This is a genomic window from Pseudarthrobacter sp. AG30 (assembly GCF_003116525.1).
Classification (GTDB): Bacteria; Actinomycetota; Actinomycetes; order Actinomycetales; family Micrococcaceae; genus Arthrobacter.
The window spans coordinates 1-2,884 of record NZ_QEHL01000042.1; the positions used below are offsets into that span (position 1 = coordinate 1).

At 58.5% G+C, this 2,884-nt stretch carries 4 protein-coding genes; 3 read left to right on the plus strand and 1 reads right to left on the minus strand.

All coding sequences use genetic code 11. The features are described 5' to 3' along the window. Together DC347_RS21845 and DC347_RS22240 are read left to right on the plus strand one after the other, a co-directional pair. Positions 1–210: hypothetical protein (locus DC347_RS21845; protein WP_206073982.1), on the plus strand; the 210-nt coding region annotated here is incomplete at its 5' end. Positions 211–598: 388 nt separating this feature from the next. Further along, entirely contained in the window at positions 599–787 is a 189-nt protein-coding gene (locus tag DC347_RS22240) for an SHOCT domain-containing protein (protein WP_368665773.1), read from the plus strand. 42 nt (positions 788–829) lie between these two features. On the opposite strand, the gene DC347_RS21580 is transcribed toward DC347_RS22240, so the two are convergent. After that, the gene (locus DC347_RS21580; RefSeq protein WP_133247130.1) at positions 830–1,450 is read right to left on the minus strand and encodes a hypothetical protein; all 621 of its coding nucleotides are present in this window, start codon (positions 1,448–1,450) and stop codon (positions 830–832) included. 809 nt (positions 1,451–2,259) lie between these two features. Here DC347_RS21580 and DC347_RS21170 point away from each other — a divergent pair. Next, positions 2,260–2,448: a hypothetical protein gene (locus tag DC347_RS21170; RefSeq protein ID WP_133247131.1), complete on the plus strand. Its 189-nt coding sequence runs from the start codon at positions 2,260–2,262 to the stop codon at positions 2,446–2,448. Positions 2,449–2,884 lie beyond the last annotated feature (436 nt).

Consider the following 2,884-nt stretch of genomic DNA (forward strand, 5'->3'; position numbering starts at 1 on the left):
TGCTTTGAGAAATCTGCGGGGGTCCGATTTGACGCTGTCACCCAAAACGCCGTCGAGGTGTGGCCTGGGGTCAGCAGCGTCCGCGTCGTTGTGTATGAAAAGGGCGGGGAGTCAGCAATTCTCGAGAAGACTCTAGATCCAGTCCCGTGGGATCCACCCACTAAGCCCAACAGCTGCCCGGTAGCAGGCAAGGCGGTGCTGACGCTTTAGGACGTACGAGTCATTTCGCCTCACATGTAGGCATACGCGAGGAGCGGGGATAGACGCGTTCTTCCAGTTTCACGGAGCCGCACGGAAGAGGATCCTTCACCGCACGGTTGTGGGACTCCCAGGAAAACTGGGATGTTCAATAATCTAGGTTGGGGTTACGCTTCAGCACATGAACGAGCATGCGGTTCCCAATCCTGCCGGCGGGTACTTATTTGAGTTCAAGGGAAAACGCCCCCTTCGCGAGACGGCCCGCTGGGTATCTGGCGTCGGTTTGGTTTGCACGGGAGTTGCAATCGCGATCATAGGGAACGTCATCCATTCCTACTTATCCATGCCGCTTGGGATCGCGGTAGCAGTTCTCGGTGCCATCATGCTCGTCTTGCACGCAATGACAAAGAGTCGAACGAGGGCTGTGGCTGCTGCATCCGGCCCCTCTGGCAAGCGCCATGTGGAGAATGGAAACACCAGACGGGATTCGGTTGCAGCGGAACTTGCCCTTCTAGCAGACCTCTATTCGAGGGGCGCCCTTAGCGCAGAAGAATTTTCGGCAGCCAAACGTCGCGTACTCGATAGTTAAGTGTCCAGACTTTAAGGCCGTCCGCTCGAGGATGGGCTAAAGCTAGCTGCAAGTCCCTGCTTCGAGGGAGAGCATTACGTGGTGTGGTTGGTTTTCACCTGCAACCAGGACTTCTAGCGGTACGCAAGCAGTTGTCTTGCCTCCGAGCGTGAAGCCGCCGACCCAAAACACGCGTCCGGGCTGAGCTGCAGAGGAACATCCCTGGTAGGTGACCGAGGAGTAGCCGGAGGCGGGGCCGGCCTCGGTCAGAATGCCAGCCCAAGTCCGCGCGGAGGCGCCTATCGAGACGGTTACCCTGGTGTCGGCCGGGAGCTCGGTGCCCTGTTTAAAATGCGCTATGCCGTCGGCGTCGATGTAAGGGACGGAACCATGGTTGTAGCCATCTGCCAAACCGGGGTACACCAGCGGGCCGATGATTAAATCATTGGCAGGGTTCGGCGCTGGTGCTGTCGTGCTTGCAGGTCTGGCAGCTTCGCACCCGACTGACCCGATTTCATCGGGATGAAAGGCTCCTTTGCTGCTGGGCGATAGCGTGGACTTTCCGGTCGGCGCCCCCGTGCTGCCTTCAGTCGGTGATTCGGAGCAGCCCCACAACGTCAGCGTTGTGATGATGGCCGCGCAGAGGATTGCAGTTCTAAGACCGGTTTCTTTTTTCGCATGCATGAGGCCCCCAGACTTTTGCCGGTACTCTACGCGGCGAGAGCATAGAGAAACAGGGAGGTAATGAGGAGTGCGTGTAACCGATCCATTTACGTGCGTCGATGTAGGAACAAGCAAACTACTCCCATCCCTCTTCAGGGCACGACCCAGTTGGCCGCAGTCAGACTGCAGGGGACGACCACGCATCTGGCTTGAACTCCGCCGCAAAAATGTAGACTCCCGATGTGGGCGCGACAGACGATTTGAGGCATCTGCCGAAGGGCTGGGCCTGGACGAAGCCAGCGGAACTTGTGACTGACTGGCTTGGTGATCCGTTCCTGGCCAAGTCTGACGCTGCGGTTCTTCCTCCAGGATGCAAGGACAGCACGTGGATTCTTCACAACCAATACGTCTGCCCTGAGGGTGTAGAAGTCCCCGCGTACTGGAACGACGAGGAGCAGCCGGGACCAGGATTTGGGTTCGGCTCGCACCCACCGAGTGGCTGGCAGCGGTTGACTTGGGGGGAGCTCGCTGCTTACAAAGGCGTCCCTTTGAGGGGACCATCGTTTGATGGGCATGAAGTGCCCCCGTGCTTCCGATGGGAGGCAACTTTGGGACGCGAAGAAGTCATCAAGGGAAGCCCATTAAAAGCCTCAGCGCCGACAGAAGGATCTCTTGGCCGAGGGGACCTGGAAAATCTCCTCCCCGTACTCGCAGCACATACCGCATCTACGCGCGTACAGGGAGCCTTTTCGGAATGCGATCTTGGCGCTCGACTGGGGGATGGTACTCAGCTTGCGGTCACCTTCGATCTGGGGACCATGCTGCTTGCCATGCTTGGCGCAGCCGAGAGGCAGTTCACCCCGGAGTATTGGTGGCCTGAAGACCGGTCCTGGGTTGTCTGGACCGACTGGGACCTTGAGGGCACCAAGGTATTCGGCAGCCACGACCTCGTGCAAAGCCTCCGAGATCACCCCAACATCGAAACGCTCAACTGGTTCACTGATGGAGGCCGCCCGTAAGCCGGTCGACCATCGTGCCGCGGAAGCCAGCTGACGCGTTCCGCGCGGTTGCTGGCCTGGGCAATGTACGTAAGACCCGGACGATGAAATGCACGGTGATGGGGGGATTACTGCAACCATGCTTGGTTGGCTGGTATGAGGATCGGTTATGCCCGGGTCTCTGCGAATGACTAGGACCTGACCGCCCAACGAAACGCTCTCCTTGCCCTTGGTGTTGAAGAGAACCAGATCTTCGTCAATCACGGACTGGCGGGAGCGATTCGGGTGCGCCCCTGGGCTCCGTGGAGCGGCGGCATGCCGGTCAATACGCTTGTCGTGACCAAGCTGGAGCGTTTACAAGCTACCCTTACACCCACCCAAAAAGTGTTAGGAACGAGCCGCAGGATGGCCTGAACAAACAATTCATACACATGAGAAGAGGCAAGATAACAGGGGC